Origin of the sequence: Cellulomonas sp. GbtcB1 (assembly GCF_019091725.1) — a bacterium.
Taxonomy (GTDB): domain Bacteria; phylum Actinomycetota; class Actinomycetes; order Actinomycetales; family Cellulomonadaceae; genus Cellulomonas.
The window spans coordinates 56,846-79,698 of record NZ_JAGXJG010000012.1 but is presented as its reverse complement, the minus strand read 5'-3'; the positions used below and the strand labels follow the sequence as shown (position 1 = coordinate 79,698).

At 71.6% G+C, this 22,853-nt stretch carries 14 protein-coding genes; all 14 read left to right on the top strand.

The annotated features are described in order from the left end of the window. The coding region (locus tag KVT14_RS06755; protein ID WP_217614953.1) for a D-alanyl-D-alanine carboxypeptidase family protein at positions 1–1,294 on the top strand (1,294 nt) is incomplete at its 5' end. Positions 1,295–1,391: 97 nt separating this feature from the next. Further along, the gene (locus KVT14_RS06750) at positions 1,392–1,832 is read left to right on the top strand and encodes an OsmC family protein (protein ID WP_217614952.1); all 441 of its coding nucleotides are present in this window, start codon (positions 1,392–1,394) and stop codon (positions 1,830–1,832) included. 210 nt (positions 1,833–2,042) lie between these two features. Continuing rightward, positions 2,043–4,916 carry an FAD-binding and (Fe-S)-binding domain-containing protein gene (locus KVT14_RS06745; protein ID WP_254630518.1) on the top strand — a complete coding sequence of 958 codons (2,874 nt, stop codon included), beginning with the start codon at positions 2,043–2,045 and terminating at the stop codon, positions 4,914–4,916. Positions 4,917–5,193: 277 nt separating this feature from the next. After that, on the top strand, positions 5,194–5,724 hold the full coding sequence (gene rplJ, locus KVT14_RS06740) for a 50S ribosomal protein L10 (RefSeq protein WP_217614950.1): 531 nt from the start codon (positions 5,194–5,196) through the stop codon (positions 5,722–5,724). Between the two features lie 81 nt (positions 5,725–5,805). Continuing rightward, entirely contained in the window at positions 5,806–6,198 is a 393-nt protein-coding gene (rplL, locus tag KVT14_RS06735; RefSeq protein WP_147794369.1) for a 50S ribosomal protein L7/L12, read from the top strand. A 509-nt stretch (positions 6,199–6,707) separates the two neighbouring features. Continuing rightward, positions 6,708–10,214, top strand: a complete 3,507-nt coding sequence (gene rpoB, locus KVT14_RS06730; protein WP_217614949.1) for a DNA-directed RNA polymerase subunit beta — start codon at positions 6,708–6,710, stop codon at positions 10,212–10,214. A 121-nt stretch (positions 10,215–10,335) separates the two neighbouring features. Continuing rightward, positions 10,336–14,205, top strand: coding sequence for a DNA-directed RNA polymerase subunit beta' (locus tag KVT14_RS06725; protein ID WP_217614948.1), 3,870 nt, complete (start codon positions 10,336–10,338; stop codon positions 14,203–14,205). Between the two features lie 443 nt (positions 14,206–14,648). Beyond that, complete coding sequence (rpsL, locus tag KVT14_RS06720; protein WP_147794366.1) at positions 14,649–15,017, top strand: 30S ribosomal protein S12; 369 nt, start codon at positions 14,649–14,651, stop codon at positions 15,015–15,017. Positions 15,018–15,021: 4 nt separating this feature from the next. Beyond that, positions 15,022–15,492: a 30S ribosomal protein S7 gene (gene rpsG / locus KVT14_RS06715; RefSeq protein WP_122147699.1), complete on the top strand. Its 471-nt coding sequence runs from the start codon at positions 15,022–15,024 to the stop codon at positions 15,490–15,492. Positions 15,493–15,534: 42 nt separating this feature from the next. After that, the gene (gene fusA, locus KVT14_RS06710; protein ID WP_308160933.1) at positions 15,535–17,652 is read left to right on the top strand and encodes an elongation factor G; all 2,118 of its coding nucleotides are present in this window, start codon (positions 15,535–15,537) and stop codon (positions 17,650–17,652) included. Between the two features lie 121 nt (positions 17,653–17,773). Continuing rightward, on the top strand, positions 17,774–18,964 hold the full coding sequence (gene tuf / locus KVT14_RS06705; protein ID WP_147794364.1) for an elongation factor Tu: 1,191 nt from the start codon (positions 17,774–17,776) through the stop codon (positions 18,962–18,964). 186 nt (positions 18,965–19,150) lie between these two features. Next, the gene (locus tag KVT14_RS06700; protein WP_217614947.1) at positions 19,151–20,776 is read left to right on the top strand and encodes a methyl-accepting chemotaxis protein; all 1,626 of its coding nucleotides are present in this window, start codon (positions 19,151–19,153) and stop codon (positions 20,774–20,776) included. A gap of 257 nt (positions 20,777–21,033) precedes the next feature. After that, positions 21,034–21,987, top strand: coding sequence for a hypothetical protein (locus KVT14_RS06695; RefSeq protein ID WP_217614946.1), 954 nt, complete (start codon positions 21,034–21,036; stop codon positions 21,985–21,987). Positions 21,988–22,541: 554 nt separating this feature from the next. Next, entirely contained in the window at positions 22,542–22,850 is a 309-nt protein-coding gene (gene rpsJ, locus KVT14_RS06690; RefSeq protein WP_122147693.1) for a 30S ribosomal protein S10, read from the top strand. Positions 22,851–22,853 lie beyond the last annotated feature (3 nt).

Below are 22,853 nucleotides of genomic sequence, written 5' to 3'. Positions count from 1 at the left end.
CGCCGCGGCCCGCGGGTCGCACCGCGCCGAGGGGCGTCCCTCCGTGCGCACCCCCGCCCGCGGCGTGCCGGTCGCGACCCTCGCCTCCGCGGAGGCGCCGAACCGTGCCGAGCGCCGCCGGCACCGGCCTCCGCGCCGGTCCGCGGCCCGCATGGCGCAGGGCGCCGTCGCCGTCGGCCTGGCCCTCGGCGTCGGCGGGTTCGCGATCGCGCCGGCCGCCGTGGGCGGCGCCTCCCTCGGGGCCGCCGGAGCGGCCACCGACGCCGAGCCCACCGCGGCGCCGAGCCCGGAGGCGACCGCCGCGACGCTGTCCCCGGCGGTCGTGCAGGAGCGCGGCGCCGCCGTGGTGTCCGCGTCGAGCACCGCCCAGGCGGCCGGCAACGCCAAGGCCGACGCGATCGCCGCGTCGGTCCCCGCCGACGCCACCGCGGCCCTCGACACCGCGGTCGCCGAGCTCGACACGCTGATCGCGGCGACCCAGGCGGAGCAGCCGGCGCTGAGCGCGCTGCAGCCGGCGACCGGCACCACGCCGGCGCCCGTGCTGTCCGGCGACGTGCTCGCGCAGGCGGTCGAGCAGGCCGGCTCCTCGGCGCTCGCCGACGCCGCTGCCGCCGACGGGGCCGTGACCACGTCGGACGAGGCCACCGCCGCGGACGACGCGGCGGCGACCGCCTCCCCGTCGGCCCTGCCGACGGACGGCGCGGCGACGGCCGACGCCACGGCCGGCCCGGCCGAGGACGCCGACCCCACGACGGTCCGCCTCGCCGCCGCGCGCGACCGGGTCGCCACGCTGACCGCGGAGCTGCAGACGGTCACCCAGCAGACCCAGGAGGCGGCCGCTGCCGCCGCTGCCGCCGCGGAGGCGGCCCGCAAGGAGGCACAGCGGACGTCGCTCGAGAGCTACGCCAACGGCAAGATCCCGTCCTCCGCGCTGTGCGAGCTCGACTTCGCCCCTGGCCAGGAGCTGCGCTGCGACGCGGCCGAGGCGCTGGAGCAGCTGAACGTCGCCTTCACCCAGGCGTTCGGCATCCCGCTGGCGATCACCGACTCCTACCGGTCCTACGGCCAGCAGGTCGCGTGCCGGGCGCAGAAGGGCAACCTCTGCGCGACGCCGGGCACGTCGAACCACGGCGGCGGCGTCGCGATCGACCTCGGCGGGAACGCCTACTCGTTCGGCACCGACCAGCACGACTGGATGCTGGCGCACGCCGAGGAGTACGGCTGGACCCTGCCCGACTGGGCCCGCGCGACCGGTTCGAAGCCGGAGCCGTGGCACTGGGAGTACGTGGGCTGACCACCGGAGCGCGGGTGCGTCGGCGGTCGGGGCGACCTACCGTGTGCAGCGCGGCGGCCGACCGGCCGCCGAGCCACCACTCGTGAGGAGCCTCGACATGCCCACTCGCACCGCACGCACCGCCTGGAACGGCACCCTCAACGAGGGCGGCGGCCAGGTGGAGCTCACCAGCTCGAAGGTCGGCACCTACGACGTGTCGTTCCCGAAGCGCGCGGCCGACGAGGCCGGCGGCACCACCAGCCCCGAGGAGCTCATCGCGGCGGCGCACTCGTCCTGCTACGCGATGCAGCTGTCCGCCCTGATCGGCGAGGCGGGCGGCACGCCCGAGTCCCTCGAGGTCTCCGCCGACGTGACGCTCAGCCCCGACCCCGCCGGCGGCTTCCGGATCAGCGGCATCGCCCTGACGGTCCGCGGCGAGGTCTCGGGCCTGGACGAGGCCGGCTTCCTGAAGGCCGCGCAGGACGCGAAGGCCACCTGCCCGGTCAGCAAGGCGCTCACCGGCACCGAGATCACGCTGGACGCCGCGCTCGAGTCCTGAGCGCCCCGCCCCGACGCCCCGTCCCGCCCCTCCGGGCGGGGCGGGGCGTCGCCGCGTCGCGGGCCGTGCGGCACGTCCGGGGCCTGGACGGGGCGCCACCCACCGCCCGGCCGGTGGAACACTGACCGCGTGCCGACCGCCACGTCCCTCCCCCCGGGCGCCGACCCCCGCACGCCGCAGGGCGCCGACGTCGCCGAGCTCGTCCGCGCGCTGCGCGCCGCCGTCGGGGGAGCGGTGGACGACTCCGCCCGCCGCCGCGCCGAGTACTCCACGGACGCGTCGAACTACCGCGTGGTGCCGTCGGTGGTCGTGTTCCCGCGCGACGTGGACGACGCGCTCGCCGCGCTCGACGTCGCCCGCGGCCTCGGCGCCCCGGTCACCTCCCGCGGCGGCGGCACCTCCGTCGCGGGCAACGCCGTCGGCACCGGCGTCGTGCTCGACTGGTCGCGGCACGTGAACCGGGTGCTCGACGTCGACCCGGAGGCCCGCACCGCGCGCGTCGAGCCCGGCGTCGTCATGGCGATGCTGCAGAGGGCGGCGGCGCCGCACGGCCTCCGGTTCGGCCCGGACCCGTCGACCCAGGCCCGCGCCACCCTCGGCGGGATGATCGGCAACAACGCCTGCGGGCCGCGCGCGGTGGCGTACGGCCGGACCGCCGACAACGTGCTGGAGCTCGACGTCGTCGACGGGCGCGGCCGGCGGTTCACCGCCGCGAAGGGTCTGGACCCCGTCGACGGGCTGGACGCGCTGGTCCGCGCCGAGATGGCCACCCTGCGCACGGAGCTCGGCCGGTTCGGCCGCCAGGTGTCCGGCTACTCGCTCGAGCACCTGCTCCCGGAGAACGGCGCCGACCTCGCCAAGGCCCTGGTCGGCACGGAGGGCACCGTCGTCACCCTGCTCGGCGCGACGGTGCGCCTGGTGCCGGTGTCCGCCGCCCCGGTGCTGGTCGTGCTCGGCTACCCCGACATGGCCGCGGCCGCCGACGCCGTCCCCGCGCTGCTGGCGCACCGGCCCCTGGCCATCGAGGGCATGGACGCCCGCCTCGTCGACGTCGTACGCCGGGTCAAGGGCGCCGCCGCCGTCCCGCCGCTGCCCGAGGGCGCGGGCTGGATGATGTGCGAGGTCGGCGGCGACACGCTCGACGAGGCGCTGGAGCGGGCGCACGCCCTGGCGGCCGACGCCGGCACGCGGGCGGTCGGCGTGTTCCCGCCCGGGCCCGAGGCCGCGGCGATGTGGCGCATCCGCGAGGACGGCGCCGGGCTCGGCGGCCGGACGCCGTCGGGGGAGCAGGCGTGGCCCGGGTTCGAGGACTCGGCGGTGCCGCCCGAGCGGCTGGGCGCCTACCTGCGCGACCTCGAGGCGCTGATGGCGCGGCACGGCGTCGACGGCCTGGCGTACGGGCACTTCGGCGACGGCTGCGTGCACCTGCGGCTCGACGTCCCGATGGAGCGGTCCGGCGACCCGATGCGGGCGTTCATGACCGACGCCGCGCACCTCGTCGCGTCGCACGGCGGCTCGCTGTCCGGCGAGCACGGCGACGGGCGCGCCCGCTCCGAGCTGCTGCCGGTCATGTACTCCGAGCAGGCCATCGGCGCGTTCGAGGCGTTCAAGGCGCTGCTGGACCCGGACGACCTGCTCAACCCCGGCGTCCTCGTCCGCCCGCGCCCGCTCGACGCCGACCTGCGCCGCCCGCACGCCCGCCCGATCCCCGCGGGCCACGGCGGCTTCGCGTTCGGCCACGACCACGGCGACTTCACCACGGCGGTGCACCGGTGCGTCGGCGTCGGCAAGTGCCGCGCGGACTCGTCGGCGGCGGGCGGGTTCATGTGCCCGTCGTACCTGGCGACGAAGGACGAGAAGGATTCCACCCGCGGGCGCGCGCGGGTGCTGCAGGAGATGGCGAACGGGACGCTGGTGTCCCGCGGCTGGTCCTCGCCCGAGGTGCACGACGTCCTCGACCTGTGCCTGTCCTGCAAGGCGTGCTCCTCGGACTGCCCGGCCGGGGTCGACATGGCGCAGTACAAGGCCGAGGTGCTGCACCGCACCTACCGGGGCCGGCTGCGCCCGGTGAACCACTACGCGCTCGGCTGGCTGCCGCGGTGGACCCGGCTCGTCACCGGGGTGCCGGGGCTGGCGCGGCTGGCCAACGCCGCGCTGTCCGTCCGGCCGCTGGCGAAGGTCGTGCTGAAGCTCGGCGGCATGGACACCCGCCGGAAGATGGTGTCGTTCGCCGCCTCGCCGTTCCGGGAGCGGGTGCGCCGGGGCGAGGTCGCGGCGCGACGCGGGTCGGCGCCGACGGCCCAGGGCGCCGGCGCGCTGTCCGTGACCGGCACCTCGGGCCGCCCGCCCGTGCTGCTGTGGACCGACTCGTTCAGCGACAGCCTCGCGCCGTCGGTGCCCGTCGCGGCCGTCAAGGTCCTGCGGGCCGCCGGCTACGAGGTGCTGGTCCCCGAGCACGACGCGTGCTGCGGGCTCACCTGGATCTCGACGGGGCAGCTCGACGGCGCGCGCAAGCGGCTCACCCACCTGCTCGAGGTGCTCGGGCCGTACGCCGTCAACGGCGTGCCGATCGTCGGGCTGGAGCCGTCCTGCACGGCCGTCCTGCGGTCCGACCTGCTCGACCTGCTGCCCGACGACCCGCGCGCCGTCGCGGTCGCCCGGTCGACCCGGACGCTCGCCGAGCTGCTCACCGCTCCCGCGCCGATCGGGCCGGGGGAGCGGTGGCGGCTCCCGGACCTGTCGGACGTCACGGCGGTGGTGCAGCCGCACTGCCACCACCACAGCGTGATGACCTACACCGCCGACCACACCCTGCTCACCGAGGCCGGTGCGTCGTTCTCGGAGCTCGCCGGCTGCTGCGGGCTCGCGGGCAACTTCGGCATGGAGGCCGGGCACTACGACGTGTCGGTCCAGGTCGCCGAGCGCGCGCTGCTGCCGGCGCTGCGGGCGGCGGCGCCGGGCGACGTCTTCCTGGCCGACGGCTACTCGTGCCGCACCCAGGCCGACCAGCTCGCGGACGTGCAGGGCGTGCACCTCGCGGAGCTCCTGGCGGCGCACCTGCCGGCCGCGACGGCGGAGCGGTAGGGCGGCCGGCCAGCGGATTTGGGCCACGGCGTCGCGTGCCGTACTCTGGTCGCTGCCCAAGACCGCAGGTCGTCGGCTCCCGTGCTCCTCCCGCCTCCGCGGGGTGCGCCCGTGAGCCGCCCGAAGTCCCGCTCACGCGGAGGCCCGCGCAGGTGATCGAAGTTCGATGGTGGGGCGCGCGAGCGCCTCGACTGCGAGCCCCGGCGCCTGCGCCGGGGCTCTTTCCGTGCCGGGGCCGAGGACGACGCCCGGCGGCACCACCATCGGAAGGATTGCCATGGCGAGGCCGGACAAGGCAGCCGCAGTCGCCGAGCTCACGGAGCAGTTCCGTGACTCGAACGCGGCCGTGCTGACCGAGTACCGCGGGCTCACCGTCGCGCAGCTCAAGCAGCTGCGCCGGTCGCTGAGCGGCAACGCGAACTACGCCGTGGTGAAGAACACGCTGACCGCGATCGCGGCCAAGGAAGCCGGCATCGAGGGGATCGCCGACGAGCTCAAGGGCCCGTCCGCCATCGCCTTCGTGACCGGTGACCCGGTCGAGGCCGCCAAGGGTCTGCGTGACTTCGCCAAGGCGAACCCCGCACTGGTCATCAAGGGTGGTGTCCTCGACGGGCGCGCCCTGACCGCTGCGGACGTCACCAAGCTCGCGGACCTCGAGTCCCGCGAGGTCCTGCTGGCCAAGGCGGCCGGTGCGATGAAGGCCAAGCTGTTCCAGGCGGCTTACCTCTTCACCGCGCCCGCCTCGAAGGCCGTGCGCACCGTCGAGGCGCTGCGCGTCCAGCAGGAGACCGCCGACACCGCTGCCTGAGCCGTCCCGGCTCACGCGCTCCCCACACTGCCCCGCCCGGTCGACCTGACCGGCGAGGACCGAACGGAAGGAACCGCCATCATGGCGAAGCTCACCACCGACGAGCTCATCGAGCAGTTCAAGGGCCTCACCCTCATCGAGCTCTCCGAGTTCGTGAAGGCGTTCGAGGACGTCTTCGAGGTCACCGCCGCGGCCCCGGCCGCCGTGGCCGTCGCCCCCGCCGCCGGCGGTGCCGGTGCCGAGGCCGCCGCCGAGGAGGAGAAGGACGAGTTCGACGTCATCCTCGAGGCCGCCGGCGACAAGAAGATCCAGGTCATCAAGGAGGTGCGCGGCCTCACCTCGCTCGGTCTGAAGGAGGCCAAGGACCTCGTGGACGGCGCCCCGAAGCCGGTCCTGGAGAACGTCAACAAGGAGACCGCGGACAAGGCCAAGGCCGCCCTCGAGGGCGCCGGCGCCACCGTCACCCTCAAGTGACCCGCTCCGGGTGCGGCGCGCTCGCGCGCTGACACCCGGGTCGCCTCGCACGCAGGCCCGCACCCCCTCGGGGGTGCGGGCCTGCGTCGTGCCCGGGGTCCGGTGGGGGCGCCCGGCTGCCCGGCCGACTCCCGGCAGCGCGAGCGAGTCAGGGACACGCCGAGCGAGTAGTCCGCGGGTACTCGCTCGACGCGCCGCGTACCCCCTCGACGCGTTGCGGAATGCGCGCGGGGGAGCGGGCGTTGCACACGCCCGGAGGCACGACGGCGTGCTCCGGCACGGACGGCCCCAGGACCGCGACCAGGTGTGGCGCACGCCCCATACCACGGCGTGTGGACATGGCGCCACGTCTGTACTACGCTAGCGCTTTGCGCTGGCCTGTGCCCGCGACCCCGTATAACCCGCGCCCGACGGCATCGTAGTACGCGATGCCCGCAGGGCCTGTGGCCGGGGGGTCGCGAACCGCCGGGCCCGTCGCAGGGAACTCGATCTGCTGGGAAGGACCCCTCTTGGCTGCCTCGCGCACCTCCTCCGCAACGTCCGAAGCCATCGCGAACCGCACCATCTCCCGCCGCGTCTCGTTCGCCCGGATCGACGAGCCCCTCGAGGTCCCGGACCTCCTCGGGCTCCAGACGGAGAGCTTCGACTGGCTGCTCGGCAACGAGAAGTGGCAGGCCCGCGTCGCCGCCGCTCTCGAGAACGGCCGGCAGGACGTCCCGGAGACCGCTGGACTGGAGGAGATCTTCGAGGAGATCTCCCCCATCGAGGACTTCGGCGGCACCATGTCGCTGTCGTTCCGCGAGCACCGTTTCGAGCCGCCGAAGTACACGGCCGACGAGTGCAAGGAGAAGGACTTCACCTACGCGGCGCCGCTGTTCGTCACCGCGGAGTTCGTGAACTACACCACCGGTGAGATCAAGAGCCAGACGGTCTTCATGGGCGACTTCCCGCTCATGAGCGAGCGCGGCACCTTCATCATCAACGGCACCGAGCGCGTCGTCGTCTCCCAGCTCGTCCGCTCCCCGGGCGTGTACTTCGAGCGCGCCGCCGACAAGACGTCCGACAAGGACATCTTCTCGGTCAAGATGATCCCGAGCCGCGGTGCGTGGCTGGAGTTCGAGATCGACAAGCGCGACAACGTCGGCGTCCGCGTCGACCGCAAGCGCAAGCAGAACGCCACCGTGCTGCTCAAGGCCCTCGGCATGACCGAGTCGGAGATCCGCGAGGAGTTCGCGCAGTTCCCCGCCGTCATCGACACCCTGGAGAAGGACCACGTCCAGACCCAGGACGAGGCGCTGCTCGACCTGTACCGCAAGATCCGCCCGGGCGAGCCGCCGACCGTCGAGGCCGGCCGCGCGCTGATCGAGAACTTCTACTTCAACCCGAAGCGCTACGACCTCGCGAAGGTCGGCCGCTACAAGCTGAACAAGAAGCTCGGCATCGACGTGCCGCTCGCCGACTCGGTGCTGTCCAAGGACGACATCGTCGCCGCGATCAAGTACATGGCCGCGCTGCACGCCGACGTGGCGACCCTCCCGGGCCGGCGCAACGGCGAGGCCGTCGAGGTCCGCGTCGAGACCGACGACATCGACCACTTCGGCAACCGCCGCATCCGCGCCGTGGGCGAGCTCATCCAGAACCAGGTCCGCACCGGCCTGTCCCGGATGGAGCGCGTCGTGCGCGAGCGCATGACCACCCAGGACGTCGAGGCGATCACGCCGCAGACCCTGATCAACATCCGCCCCGTCGTGGCCTCCATCAAGGAGTTCTTCGGGACGTCCCAGCTGTCGCAGTTCATGGACCAGAACAACCCGCTCGCCGGCCTGACGCACAAGCGTCGCCTGTCCGCGCTGGGCCCGGGTGGTCTGTCCCGCGACCGCGCCGGCATGGAGGTCCGTGACGTCCACCCGTCGCACTACGGCCGCATGTGCCCGATCGAGACCCCCGAGGGCCCGAACATCGGCCTCATCGGCTCGCTCGCGACGTTCGGGCGGATCAACCCGTTCGGCTTCGTCGAGACCCCGTACCGCAAGGTCGAGTTCGGCCGCGTGACGGACGAGGTGCACTACCTCACCGCCGACGACGAGGACCGCTACGTCATCGCCCAGGCCAACGCGGCCGTGGACGCGAACGGCAAGTTCGCCGACGAGACCGTCCTGGTCCGCGTCAAGGGCGGCGACACCGAGGACGTCCCGGCCGAGACGGTCGACTACATGGACGTCTCGCCGCGCCAGATGGTGTCGGTCGCGACGGCCCTCATCCCGTTCCTCGAGCACGACGACGCCAACCGCGCGCTCATGGGCGCCAACATGCAGCGCCAGGCCGTGCCGCTGGTCCGCTCCGAGGCGCCGCTGGTCGGCACCGGCATGGAGTGGCGCGCGGCGGTCGACGCCGGCGACGTCATCGTGGCCTCGAAGCCCGGTGTGGTCACCGAGGTGTCGGCCGACCTCATCACGGTCGCCAACGACGACGCGACGACGAGCACCTACCGCGTGGCGAAGTTCCGCCGCTCGAACCAGGGCACGTCCTACAACCAGCGCGTGCTGGTCGACCAGGGCGCCCGCGTCGAGGTCGGCTCCGTGCTGGCCGACGGCCCGGCGACGGACGAGGGCGAGCTGTCCCTCGGCCGCAACCTGCTGGTCGCGTTCATGTCGTGGGAGGGCCACAACTACGAGGACGCGATCATCCTGTCGCAGCGCCTCGTGCAGGACGACGTCCTGTCCTCGATCCACATCGAGGAGCACGAGGTCGACGCCCGCGACACCAAGCTCGGCCCCGAGGAGATCACGCGGGACATCCCGAACGTCTCCGAGGACGTGCTGGCTGACCTGGACGAGCGCGGCATCATCCGCATCGGCGCCGAGGTCTCCGCGGGCGACGTGCTGGTCGGCAAGGTCACCCCGAAGGGCGAGACCGAGCTGACCCCGGAGGAGCGCCTGCTGCGCGCGATCTTCGGCGAGAAGGCCCGCGAGGTCCGCGACACGTCCCTCAAGGTGCCGCACGGCGAGTCCGGCACGGTCATCGAGGTGCGCACGTTCAACCGCGAGGACGGCGACGAGCTGCCCGCCGGCGTGAACGAGCTCGTCCGGGTGTACATCGCCCAGCGCCGCAAGATCACGGACGGCGACAAGCTCGCCGGCCGCCACGGCAACAAGGGCGTCATCTCGAAGATCCTGCCCGTCGAGGACATGCCGTTCCTCCCGGACGGCACCGCGGTGGACATCGTCCTGAACCCGATGGGTGTCCCCGGGCGCATGAACGTCGGCCAGGTGCTGGAGGTCCACCTCGGGTGGATCGCCAAGCAGGGCTGGAACGTCGAGCTGGCCGAGGGCGACCTGTCCTGGATCGACGAGGTCCCGGACATCGCCAAGTCGTCGCAGCCGGGCGTCCCGGTCGCGACGCCGGTGTTCGACGGCGTGCCGGAGGAGACCCTCACCGGTCTGCTCGGCTCGACCCTGCCGAACCGCGACGGCGAGCGCATGGTCGGCGTGGACGGCAAGGCGCGGCTGTTCGACGGCCGCTCCGGCGAGCCGTTCCCGGACCCGGTGGCCGTGGGCTACATGTACATCCTCAAGCTGCACCACCTCGTGGACGACAAGATCCACGCCCGGTCGACCGGCCCGTACTCGATGATCACGCAGCAGCCGCTGGGTGGTAAGGCGCAGTTCGGTGGCCAGCGGTTCGGCGAGATGGAGGTGTGGGCCCTCGAGGCGTACGGCGCGGCCTACACGCTGCAGGAGCTCCTGACCATCAAGTCGGACGACATCCCGGGCCGCGTGAAGGTGTACGAGGCCATCGTCAAGGGCGAGAACATCCCCGACTCGGGCATCCCGGAGTCCTTCAAGGTGCTCCTCAAGGAGATGCAGTCCCTCTGCCTGAACGTGGAGGTGCTGTCCTCCGACGGCGTGTCGATCGACATGCGGGAGAACGACGACGAGGTGTACCGCGCCGCCGAGGAGCTGGGCATCGACCTCTCGCGCCGCCCGAACGCCGCGAGCACCGTCGACGAGATCTGACGCCGAGCGTCCGCCGGCCCCCTCACCGGGGCCGGCGGGCCGCCCGCACCCCTTGCAGCATCTCCATTCCGCCGGAACGAGGCGCCCCGCGCGCACCGGCATGCGAAGGAAGTAGGACCCCTTGCTCGACGTCAACGTCTTCGACGAGCTGCGCATCGGCCTGGCCACGGCCGACGACATCCGGACCTGGTCGCACGGCGAGGTCAAGAAGCCCGAGACCATCAACTACCGCACCCTGAAGCCGGAGAAGGACGGGCTCTTCTGCGAGAAGATCTTCGGCCCCACCCGGGACTGGGAGTGCTACTGCGGCAAGTACAAGCGCGTGCGCTTCAAGGGCATCATCTGCGAGCGCTGCGGCGTCGAGGTGACCCGTTCCAAGGTGCGTCGTGAGCGCATGGGCCACATCGAGCTGGCCGCGCCCGTCACGCACATCTGGTTCTTCAAGGGCGTGCCCTCGCGCCTCGGCTACCTGCTCGACCTCGCCCCGAAGGACCTCGAGAAGGTCATCTACTTCGCGGCGTACATGATCACGTGGGTCGACACCGACGGTCGCCAGGAGGACCTGCCGAACCTCCAGAACGAGATCGACCTGGAGCGCAAGGAGATCGCGGACCGCCGCGACAACGACATCAACACCCGCGCGTCGAAGCTCGAGGCCGACCTGGCCGAGCTCGAGGCCGAGGGTGCCAAGGCCGACGCGCGCCGCAAGGTCCGCGACTCGGCCGAGCGCGAGATGGCGCAGATCCGCAAGCGCGCGGACGCCGAGATCGAGCGCCTGGACACCATCTGGGACAAGTTCAAGAACCTCAAGGTCGCCGACCTCGAGGGCGACGAGCTGCTCTACCGCCAGCTGCAGGACCGCTACGGCAACTACTTCGAGGGCTCGATGGGCGCCGCGGCGATCCAGAAGCGCCTCGAGGCGTTCGACCTGGACGCCGAGGCCGAGAACCTGCGCGAGATCATCCGCACCGGCAAGGGCCAGCGGAAGACCCGTGCGCTCAAGCGCCTCAAGGTCGTCAACGCGTTCCTCACCACGACGAACTCGCCGACCGGCATGGTGCTGGACGCCGTCCCGGTCATCCCGCCGGACCTGCGCCCGATGGTGCAGCTCGACGGCGGCCGGTTCGCCACGTCCGACCTGAACGACCTGTACCGCCGCGTCATCAACCGGAACAACCGCCTCAAGCGGCTCCTGGACCTGGGCGCGCCGGAGATCATCGTCAACAACGAGAAGCGGATGCTCCAGGAGGCCGTGGACTCGCTGTTCGACAACGGCCGCCGCGGCCGCCCCGTCACGGGCCCGGGCAACCGCCCGCTGAAGTCGATCTCCGACATGCTCAAGGGCAAGCAGGGCCGGTTCCGCCAGAACCTGCTCGGCAAGCGCGTCGACTACTCGGGCCGTTCGGTCATCGTCGTCGGCCCGCAGCTCAAGCTGCACCAGTGCGGTCTGCCCAAGCAGATGGCGCTCGAGCTGTTCAAGCCGTTCGTGATGAAGCGCCTGGTCGACCTGAACCACGCGCAGAACATCAAGTCGGCCAAGCGCATGGTCGAGCGCGCGCGCCCGGTCGTGTGGGACGTGCTCGAGGAGGTCATCACCGAGCACCCCGTGCTGCTGAACCGTGCGCCCACGCTGCACCGCCTCGGCATCCAGGCGTTCGAGCCCCAGCTGGTCGAGGGCAAGGCGATCCACCTGCACCCGCTCGTCTGCGGCGCGTTCAACGCCGACTTCGACGGTGACCAGATGGCCGTGCACCTGCCCCTGAGCGCGGAGGCGCAGGCCGAGGCCCGCATCCTCATGCTCTCGAGCAACAACATCCTGAAGCCGTCGGACGGCCGTCCGGTGACCATGCCCTCGCAGGACATGATCATCGGCCTGTTCCACCTGACCTCCGACAAGGTGGACCCGGTGGGCGCGGGCCGGGCGTTCAGCTCGGTGTCCGAGGCGATCATGGCGTTCGACCAGGGCTCGCTGGACCTCAACGCGGTCGTCAAGATCCGCATGGAGGGCCTCGTGTTCGGCCCCGGCCAGGAGCCCGAGGGCTTCTCCGCCGACGAGCCGTTCCTGTTCGAGACCTCGCTCGGCCGGGCGCTGTTCAACGAGCTGCTGCCGGTGGACTACCCGTACGAGAACGGCGTCGTCGACAAGAAGCGCCTCTCCGTGATCGTCAACGACCTCGCGGAGCGGTACCCGAAGGTCGAGGTCGCCGCCTCGCTCGACGCCCTGAAGGAGGCCGGCTTCCGCTGGGCCACCCGCTCGGGCGTGACCATCTCCATCTCGGACGTCGCGGCGCCGACCGCCAAGGCGGAGATCCTCACCGAGCACGAGGCGCGCGCGGCGAAGGTGCAGGGCCAGTACGACAAGGGCCTCATCACCGACGACGAGCGTCGCCAGGAGCTCATCGAGATCTGGACGCAGGCCACCGACAAGGTCGCCAAGGCGATGCAGGAGAACTTCAACGCCCGCAACACCGTCTTCCGGATGGTCGGCTCGGGTGCGCGTGGTAACTGGATGCAGGTCCGTCAGATCGCCGGCATGCGCGGCCTCGTGGCGAACCCGAAGGGCGAGATCATCCCCCGCCCGATCAAGTCCAACTACCGCGAGGGCCTGTCGGTCCTGGAGTACTTCATCGCGACGCACGGCGCCCGCAAGGGTCTGGCGGACACCGCGCTGCGGACCGCCGACTCGGGCTACCTGACCCGTCGTCTGGTGGACGTCTCGCAGGACGTCATCGTCCGCGAGGAGGACTGCGGCACCGAGCGCGGCCTGACCATGCCGATCGGCGTGGCGACCGCGGACGGTTCGCTCCGCCGGCACGACAAGGTCGAGACCTCGGTCTACGCCCGCACCCTGGCGACCGCCGTCGAGATCGACGGCGAGGTCATCGGGAACTCGGGTGACGACGTGGGCGACGTCCTGCTGGACCGCCTGCTGGCGGCCGGCGTCGAGTCGCTCAAGGTCCGCTCCGTGCTGACCTGCGAGTCGCGCGTCGGCACCTGCGCCAAGTGCTACGGCCGCTCCCTGGCCACCGGCAAGCTGGTGGACATCGGCGAGGCCGTCGGCATCATCGCGGCGCAGTCCATCGGTGAGCCCGGCACGCAGCTGACGATGCGGACCTTCCACACCGGTGGTGTCGCGTCGGCCGAGGACATCACGCAGGGTCTGCCGCGTGTCCAGGAGCTCTTCGAGGCCCGCACCCCCAAGGGTGAGAGCCCCATCGCGGAGTTCTCCGGCCGCATCGCCATCGACGAGGCGGACCGGACGCGACGCATCGTGCTGACGCCGGACGACGGCTCGGAGGAGATCGCCTACCCGATCACCAAGCGCTCGCGCCTGCTCGTGTCCGACGGCGACCACGTCGAGGTCGGCACGCAGCTGGTCCAGGGTGCGGTCGACCCGAAGAAGGTCCTGCGCATCCTCGGCCCGCGCGCCACGCAGAAGCACCTGGTGGACGAGGTCCAGGAGGTCTACAACTCCCAGGGCGTGGACATCCACGACAAGCACATCGAGGTCATCGTGCGGCAGATGCTGCGTCGCGTGACCGTGCTCGACTCGGGTGACACGGACCTGCTGCCGGGCGAGCTGGCCGAGCGCGGCCGGTTCGAGGACGCGAACCGCCGGGCGGTCGCCGAGGGCGGTCAGCCGGCCTCGGGTCGTCCGGAGCTGATGGGCATCACGAAGGCGTCGCTCGCGACGGACTCGTGGCTGTCGGCGGCGTCCTTCCAGGAGACGACCCGCGTCCTCACCGAGGCCGCGATGTCGGGCCGGTCCGACCCGCTGCTGGGCCTGAAGGAGAACGTGATCCTCGGCAAGCTGATCCCCGCCGGTACGGGCCTGCCCCGCTACCACGAGGTGTCGGTGGAGCCCACCGAGGAGGCGAAGGCCGAGCTGTACCCGTCCTTCGGCTACGACGAGATCGACTTCCCCGCCCTGGGCCTCGGCTCGGGCGAGGCGATCCCGCTCGAGGACATCGACTTCGGCGACTACCGCTGATCTCGCGTCTCTCCGGTCCGAGGGGGTCCGCCGCGCTGGTCGCGGCGGGCCCCCTCGGCCGTGCGGGGGAGGGCCGGGAACATCCGGGTCCGACCTCGTGTTGTGATCGACGTCCCACGCTTCGACCGTCACCAGGTGCTTTGACCCTGGGGTGACGGCCGAGTAACGTGGGACACCGTGCCCGCGCCGTCGGGCTCTCGCGCGCGCTCACGTGGTCACCACGTGCGGCGCCGGGTGGATCGGCCCCCACCGCACCTGCGTTCCCCCCTCGGGGAGTCGGTGTGCGGAGCAGGACGGGGTCGACACGCCCGGGTGCGGGGGTCGGAGCGGGACGCAAGACCTCTCGGGGTAGTCGCGCGACGGGCGACGATCCGGACCATTGCCGGCCGTCCAGGGTGACGGGTGCCGGTCAGACCAGACTCGACAACCAAGACGGAGACGTAGTGCCTACGATCCAGCAGCTGGTCCGCAAGGGCCGGCAGGCGAAGACGAACAAGTCGAAGACGCCTGCCCTCAAGGGCAGCCCGCAGCGGCGCGGTGTCTGCACCCGCGTCTACACGACCACCCCCAAGAAGCCGAACTCGGCTCTGCGGAAGGTCGCGCGCGTCAAGCTCTCCTCGGGCATCGAGGTCACCGCGTACATCCCCGGTGAGGGCCACAACCTGCAGGAGCACTCGATCGTGCTCGTGCGCGGCGGTCGTGTGAAGGACCTCCCCGGTGTGCGCTACAAGATCATCCGTGGTGCTCTGGACACCCAGGGCGTGAAGAACCGTAAGCAGGCGCGCAGCCGCTACGGCGCGAAGAAGGGCTGAACCGATGCCTCGTAAGGGTCCCGCCCCCCGCCGTCCGCTGATCGTCGATCCGGTCTACGGCTCGCCGGTCGTCACGCAGCTCATCAACAAGGTCCTCCTCGACGGCAAGAAGTCCGTCGCCGAGGCCATCGTCTACGGCGCGCTCGAGGGCGTCCGCGAGAAGACCCAGGGCGACCCGGTCGTCGTGCTGAAGCGCGCGCTGGACAACGTCCGCCCGTCGCTCGAGGTCCGCTCCCGCCGCGTCGGTGGCGCCACCTACCAGGTCCCGGTCGAGGTCCGCCCCGTCCGCCAGACCACGCTCGCGCTGCGCTGGCTCACGGACTACTCGCGGGCTCGCCGCGAGAAGACCATGACCGAGCGCCTCATGAACGAGATCCTCGACGCCAGCAACGGCCTGGGCGCCGCGGTGAAGCGCCGCGAGGACATGCACAAGATGGCCGAGTCCAACAAGGCGTTCGCCCACTACCGCTGGTAATCCCAGCTGTAGCGCGGACCCCACTACCGAGGGGCTGAACCTGTGGCACTGGACGTGCTCACGGACCTGAACAAGGTCCGGAACATCGGCATCATGGCGCACATCGATGCCGGCAAGACCACGACGACCGAGCGGATCCTGTACTACACGGGCGTCAACTACAAGATCGGCGAGACCCACGACGGGGCGTCGACCACGGACTGGATGGAGCAGGAGCAGGAGCGTGGCATCACGATCACGTCCGCTGCTGTGACCGCCTTCTGGAACAAGGGCAAGTCGAACGAGACGCAGATCAACGTCATCGACACCCCCGGTCACGTGGACTTCACCGTCGAGGTGGAGCGCTCGCTGCGCGTGCTCGACGGCGCGGTCGCGGTGTTCGACGGCAAGGAGGGCGTGGAGCCCCAGTCGGAGACCGTGTGGCGCCAGGCCGACAAGTACGAGGTCCCCCGCATCTGCTTCGTCAACAAGATGGACAAGCTGGGCGCGGACTTCTACTTCACGGTCGACACCATCGTGAACCGCCTCAAGGCCAAGCCGCTGGTCATCCAGCTGCCGATCGGCTCCGAGAACGACTTCATCGGCGTCGTGGACCTGGTCGAGATGCGCGCGCTCGTGTGGCGCGGCGAGACCGAGATGGGCGCGAAGTACGAGATCGAGGAGATCCCGGCCGACCTCCAGGAGCGGGCGGAGCAGTTCCGCGCCGAGCTGCTCGAGGCCGTCGCCGAGACCGACGACGAGCTGCTCGAGAAGTTCCTGGGCGGTGAGGAGCTCACGGTCGCCGAGATCAAGGCCGGCATCCGCAAGCTCACCATCTCTGGCGAGGCGTTCCCGGTCCTGTGCGGCTCGGCGTTCAAGAACAAGGGCGTCCAGCCCATGCTCGACGCCGTCGTCGACTACCTCCCGTCGCCCCTCGACGTCCCGGCCATCCAGGGCCACGACGTCAAGGACCCCGAGGTCGTCATCGAGCGCCACCCGGACGCGAACGAGCCGTTCTCGGCCCTGGCGTTCAAGATCGCGGCGCACCCGTTCTTCGGCAAGCTCACCTTCATCCGGGTGTACTCGGGCAAGGTCGTGCAGGGCGCCCAGGTCATGAACTCGACCAAGGGCAAGAAGGAGCGCATCGGGAAGATCTTCCAGATGCACGCCAACAAGGAGAACCCGGTCGACGAGGCCACCGCCGGCCACATCTACGCGTTCATCGGCCTGAAGGACGTCACCACCGGTGACACCCTGTCGGACATGAGCTCGCAGGTCATCCTCGAGTCGATGACCTTCCCCGAGCCGGTCATCGACGTGGCGATCGAGCCGAAGACGAAGGCCGACCAGGAGAAGCTCTCCACGGCGATCCAGAAGCTCGCCGAGGAGGACCCGACCTTCCGCGTCCGCCTGGACGAGGAGACCGGCCAGACCGTCATCGGCGGCATGGGCGAGCTCCACCTCGACATCCTCGTCGACCGCATGCGTCGCGAGTTCAAGGTCGAGGCGAACGTCGGCAAGCCGCAGGTGGCGTACCGCGAGACGATCCGCCGCAAGGTGGAGAAGATCGACTACACCCACAAGAAGCAGACGGGTGGCTCGGGCCAGTTCGCGAAGGTCCAGATGACCTTCGAGCCGCTGGAGTCCGAGGACGGCGAGCTGTACGCGTTCGAGAACGCGGTCACCGGTGGTCGCGTCCCGCGCGAGTACATCCCGTCGGTCGACCAGGGCATCCAGAGCGCCATGCAGCTCGGCGTGCTGGCCGGCTTCCCGCTGGTCGGCATCAAGGCCACGCTGCTCGACGGTGCGGCGCACGACGTCGACTCGTCCGAGATGGCGTTCAAGATCGCCGGCTCGATGATCCTCAAGGAGGCCGTCCGCAAGGCGGACCCGGTCCTCCTGGAGCCGGTCATGGCCGTCGAGGTGCGCACGCCCGAGGACTACATGGGCGACGTCATCGGCGACATCAACTCGCGTCGCGGCATGATCCAGTCCATGGAGGACGCGACGGGCGTGAAGGTGATCCGCGCCCAGGTGCCGCTCTCCGAGATGTTCGGGTACGTCGGCGACCTGCGGTCCAAGACCCAGGGTCGTGCGGTGTACTCGATGCAGTTCGACAGCTACGCCGAGGTTCCTCGGAATGTTGCCGACGAGATCATCAAGAAGACCCGGGGCGAGTAGTCCCACAGGTCGATCAAAGAACGACCACCCAACCGACCCGTAGGACCGCACGTCCGCGGGGGGCCGCACGGCCCCCCGCATCGTTCGGCAATCTCTACACCAGAGTCCTGAGGAGGACCCAGTGGGCAAGGCGAAGTTCGAGCGGACCAAGCCGCACGTCAACATCGGGACCATCGGTCACGTCGACCACGGCAAGACGACGCTGACCGCTGCCATCTCGAAGGTGCTGCACGACAAGTACCCGGAGCTGAACCCCTTCACGCCGTTCGACGAGATCGACAAGGCGCCCGAGGAGAAGCAGCGCGGCATCACGATCAACATCGCGCACGTCGAGTACCAGACGGAGAAGCGTCACTACGCTCACGTCGACGCGCCGGGTCACGCCGACTACATCAAGAACATGATCACGGGTGCGGCGCAGATGGACGGCGCCATCCTCGTGGTCGCCGCCACCGACGGCCCGATGGCCCAGACGCGCGAGCACGTCCTGCTCGCCCGCCAGGTCGGCGTGCCCTACCTGCTCGTGGCGCTCAACAAGTCCGACATGGTCGACGACGAGGAGATCCTCGAGCTCGTCGAGATGGAGGTCCGCGAGCTGCTGTCGTCGCAGGGCTTCGACGGCGACAACGCGCCGGTCATCCGCGTCTCCGGCCTGAAGGCCCTCGAGGGCGACGCCCAGTGGGTCAAGTCGGTCGAGGACCTGCTGGACGCCGTGGACGAGTCCGTCCCGGAGCCGGTCCGTGACATGGACAAGCCGTTCCTCATGCCGATCGAGGACGTCTTCACGATCACCGGTCGTGGCACCGTCGTCACCGGCAAGGTCGACCGCGGCAAGCTGCAGATCAACTCCGAGGTCGAGATCGTCGGCATCCGCCCGGCGCAGAAGACCACGGTCACCGGCATCGAGATGTTCCACAAGCAGATGGACGAGGCGTGGGCCGGCGAGAACTGCGGCCTCCTGCTCCGTGGCACCAAGCGTGAGGACGTCGAGCGCGGCCAGGTCGTCGTGAAGCCGGGCTCGATCACGCCGCACACCGAGTTCGAGGGTCAGGTCTACATCCTGGCCAAGGACGAGGGCGGGCGTCACAACCCGTTCTACTCGAACTACCGTCCGCAGTTCTACTTCCGGACCACGGACGTCACCGGCGTCATCACGCTGCCCGAGGGCACCGAGATGGTCATGCCCGGCGACAACACGGAGATCTCCGTGACGCTGATCCAGCCCATCGCGATGGAGGAGGGCCTCGGCTTCGCGATCCGCGAGGGTGGCCGCACCGTCGGCTCGGGCCGCGTCACCAAGATCATCAAGTGATCTGACCCCTCCGGGGGACACCGCTTGACCGGGAGGGCCCGGGTGCTTCGGCACCCGGGCCCTTCTGCGTGCCCGGGCCACGGATGGGTGACGGTTCAACCAGTCGGCGGGAAACCGTCAGCACGGTCGGGATCGCGACGATGGGAAGGCTGCCCCGTGCAGCCCACTCCAGAGGAGCACCGTCCCGTGAGCGCCCGCCCGTCGCCCCGCCCGTCCGCCGTCCGCCGCGGCGCCGGCGGCATCGCCGCGAAGATCCTGCTGTCCGTGGCGATCATGGCCGTCGTCGCCCTCGCCACCGGCCTGCTCGCCGTCGCCCGTCTCGGGTCGCTCGACGGCCAGGTGCAGCGGATCCAGGCGGAGAACGTCCAGCGCCTCGACGCGCTCGTCGGCATCCAGCAGAACCTCGCGGCCACCTACAAGGGCACCATCCGGTACACCACGCCGGGGGAGACCCTCGGCTCGGACGAGGCGCTGCAGCAGACGCTCGCCGCGGAGGACGGCGTCACCGAGGCGCTGGCGCAGTACACGGCCGTCCCGGACGCCGACCCCGCGTGGCAGGAGAACGTCGACGCGTTCGAGGCCGCGTGGACCGGGTACCTCGACCTGTTCAACACCGAGGTGCTCGGGCAGCCGGCACCGGCCGGGTACACCTCGCCGACCGTCGACCAGCTCGTGGCGACCTTCAACGCGGCCGAGGCGTCGCTCGCCGAGACGGCCGACGCGCTCGGCGACTACGAGGTCACGCTGACCACGGAGGCGTCGACCGCCGCGCACACCCAGGCCGCGGAGTCCCGGGTGCTCGTGATCGTGCTGCTGCTCGCCGGCGTGGCCGGCGCCGTCGTCGTCGCGCTGCTCGTCGGGCGCAGCACGGCCCGCCGGGTCGCCCAGGTCCGGGACGTGCTCGAGGCGCTCGCCGAGGGCGACCTGACCGAGCGCCCCGTGCCGGACGGCGCCGACGAGATCGGCCAGATGGGCCGCGCCGCCGCCCGCGCCGCGGTGAGCCTCCGCGAGACCGTGCACACGCTCGCCGAGAGCTCGGCCGCCCTCGACCGCGGCTCCGCCGCGCTGCTCGACCGGGCGCACGAGATCGCCGGCACCTCCGAGGCCACCACCGACCAGACCCGCGCGCTCGGCGTCGCGGCGAAGGACGTCTCGGCGAACGTGCTGACCGTCGCCACCGGCGCCGAGCAGATGGGCGCGGCGATCCGGGAGATCTCGCAGTCCGCGCAGGAGGCCGCGCGGGTGGCGAACCAGGCCGTGGCGTCCGCCGAGCAGACGAACGCGACCGTGGGCAAGCTCGGGGAGTCGTCCGCCCAGATCGGCAACGTCGTCAAGGTGATCACCACGATCGCCGAGCAGACCAACCTGCTCGCCCTCAACGCGACCATCGAGGCGGCCCGGGCAGGGGAGGCCGGCAAGGGGTTCGCGGTCGTCGCGTCCGAGGTCAAGGAGCTCGCCCAGGAGACCGCGCGCGCCACCGAGGACATCGCGACCCGCGTCCGCGCCATCCAGGAGGACAGCACCGAGGCGGCGGGCGCCATCGCGGGCATCGCCGAGGTCATCGCGCGGATCAACGACTACCAGGCCACGATCGCCAGCGCCGTCGAGGAGCAGAACGCCACGACGACGGAGATCAGCCGCAGCATCGCGCAGACCGCCACCGGCGCCACCCAGATCGCCGCGGGCATCGACGACGTCGAGGCGCAGGCGGCCGTCACCTCCGGCAGCGGCGAGGCCACCCGCACCCAGGCCGAGCACCTGTCGCAGCTGGCGGCCACCCTCACGACGACGGTCACCCGCTTCCGCCTCTGACCGGCGGGCGCCGGGCGAGCCGGGATGCGCCGAGCGCGCCGGGTTGCGCCGAGCGCGGTCGTTCCAGCCGAGCGCGGTCGTCGGATCGACCGCGCTGGGCGGGACCTGCCGCGCTCGGCGGGAACTACCGCGCTGGGGGGCCTGCGGGGCCGGGCGGGACCTGCCGCGCTCGGCGGGGGCTGCCGCGCTGGGCGGCGGGATGGGATCGGCCTGGGGACGACCGCTGTCTGCGAGGGCGGGGGTGGCACGGTGGTGGCATGACCAGCACGCGTGACCGCACGGGCCCGGCGCCGCTGCTCACACCCGCGCTCCTGCGCGCGCGGGGCGAGGACGTCGACGGGTTGGCGCGGAGCGCCCGCCAGGGGGCGCTGCACCGGGTGCGACGAGGGGTGTACTGCCCCGCCTCGTCGTGGGACGCGGCCGACGAGGCGCACCGGCACCTGCTGCGCGTGCAGGCCGCGGCGGACGCCCTGCAGAATCCCGTCTTCTCGCACCGGTCCGCCGCGGCTGTCTGGGGACTGCCTCTCATCGGACCCTGGCCCCGGGACGTCGAGGTGGTCGCGCCGTCGTCGTCGGGCGGCCGGTCGGCGCCAGGCGTCCGGCGGCGCACAGCCGCTCCGGTACCCGCCCCGGTCCTGACGAGGGGGCTGCCCGTCACCGACCTGAGTCGGACCGTGGTCGACCTGGCGTGCACCGAACCGTTCGCGTCGGCGGTGGTCGCCGCAGACCACGCGCTCGGCCGTATGGGCCTCGACCCCGACGCCGCGCGCGCGGTCCTCGCCTCCCGCGGGTCGGCGCGCGGGGCGCGGCGCGCACGCGAGGTCCTCGCGTTCGCGGACGGCCGGTCCGAGTCACCGGGGGAGTCGCTCAGCCGGGTGCGCATGCGGGAGGTCGGTGCCCCGGTGCCGGTGCTGCAGCAGGAGCTGCGGGACGGCGACGGGTTCGTCGCCCGGGTCGACTTCTGGTGGGTCGAGCACCGCCTCGTGGGGGAGTTCGACGGTCGGCTCAAGTATCGCGCCGACGGTCCGCGGGACGGGCGGTCCGTGGAGGAGCGGGTGTGGGCGGAGAAGCGGAGAGAGGACCGCATCCGCTCCCACGGGGTGCGTGTGATCCGGTGGACCTGGCAGGACGCGATGGACCCGGACGCCATGCGCCGCGTGCTCGGTGCCGCGGGCCTGCTCGACCGCGGGGCGGGTCGCCGAGCCCGATAGCCGGCGTCGAGCGCGGGAGACAGCGTCGAGCGCGGTAGGTCCAGCCGAGCGCGGTACCTTGAGCTACCGCGCTCGACTGGAGGTACCGCAGCCGCCGGCCGGGTCAGCGCGCGGCCGCACCGGTCGCTGCGGCCGTGACGGGCGGGTGGCACCCGTGACGGGCGACCGGCGCCGGCGCCCGGCGCCCGGCGGCCCTCGCAGGGTGGGGGGCGGGCCCCGCGGTCGCGCGGGGCGCGTGATCACGCGGGTGTGACGCAGGTCCGGTTGGACCTTTCGGGTCCCGGCTGGCACACTAGACAAGTTGCCCGACGACGGGGGTGTCTGCGCGCGTGCGCTCGGACGCCCCGAGGAGCGGGCACGGGACGCGTGCGAGTCCAGCTCACAGCCCGGGGTCACCCGGCGTCGGACTCATCACCAAACGAACGACCTCGTCCCGGCCGGCGCGCGCCCTGCGCACCCGGACGGGACCGGCGCTGAGGAACGTCGCGAAAAGCGACACGCCCGAGCGCGGGGGTCGGACTCCAGTAGTTCGAGAGAGAGAAGCAGACGACGCCATGGCGGGACAGAAGATCCGCATCCGGCTCAAGTCCTACGACCACGAGGTCATCGACAGCTCGGCGCGCAAGATCGTCGACACGGTGAGCCGCGCTGGTGCGACGGTCGTGGGCCCGGTGCCGCTCCCGACGGAGAAGAACGTCTTCGTCGTCATCCGGTCGCCCCACAAGTACAAGGACAGCCGCGAGCACTTCGAGATGCGCACGCACAAGCGGCTCATCGACATCATCGATCCCACGCCGAAGGCGGTCGACTCGCTCATGCGTCTCGACCTGCCCGCGGACGTGAACATCGAGATCAAGCTCTGACGC

Bases quoted from the DNA above. Each gene is read 5' to 3' on its own strand.
- KVT14_RS06750 (WP_217614952.1), top strand. From the start codon at position 1,392: ATGCCCACTCGCACCGCACGCACCGCCTGGAACGGCACCCTCAACGAG.
- rplJ (WP_217614950.1), top strand. From the start codon at position 5,194: ATGGCGAGGCCGGACAAGGCAGCCGCAGTCGCCGAGCTCACGGAGCAG.
- rplL (WP_147794369.1), top strand. From the start codon at position 5,806: ATGGCGAAGCTCACCACCGACGAGCTCATCGAGCAGTTCAAGGGCCTC.
- rpsG (WP_122147699.1), top strand. From the start codon at position 15,022: ATGCCTCGTAAGGGTCCCGCCCCCCGCCGTCCGCTGATCGTCGATCCG.
- KVT14_RS06695 (WP_217614946.1), top strand. From the start codon at position 21,034: ATGACCAGCACGCGTGACCGCACGGGCCCGGCGCCGCTGCTCACACCC.
- rpsJ (WP_122147693.1), top strand. From the start codon at position 22,542: ATGGCGGGACAGAAGATCCGCATCCGGCTCAAGTCCTACGACCACGAG.